The sequence below is a fragment of the Shewanella sp. 10N.286.54.B9 genome, from assembly GCF_041468565.1.
Classification (GTDB): Bacteria; Pseudomonadota; Gammaproteobacteria; order Enterobacterales; family Shewanellaceae; genus Shewanella.
Genome location: NZ_JBFRIY010000083.1, coordinates 1 through 231 on the forward strand (window position 1 = coordinate 1; position 231 = coordinate 231).

Below are 231 nucleotides of genomic sequence, written 5' to 3' on the forward strand. Positions count from 1 at the left end.
AAGTCGCTATCCACGCCCGAACCACTGTTATCGGTGATGAGGTTACCGGAGACGCTGGCGCCTTCATCGACGTTGTAGCTGTTGTCTATCGCATCGGGATCATCGTTAACGTTGCTGACATTTAGCGTCACATCGGCAGTATCGCTGCCGCCATTACCGTCGCTAATGGTGTAGCTGAAGCTAGTCGGCGCTGGTTGGTCGCCATTATGGCTGTAAGTGAAGCTGCCATCT

Annotated in this window: 1 protein-coding gene; it reads right to left on the minus strand. The window is 53.7% G+C overall.

Going from position 1 to position 231, the window contains the following annotated elements:
* A partial coding sequence (locus AB4135_RS21395) for an Ig-like domain-containing protein (protein ID WP_371995449.1) occupies positions 1-231 on the minus strand: 231 nt, incomplete at both ends.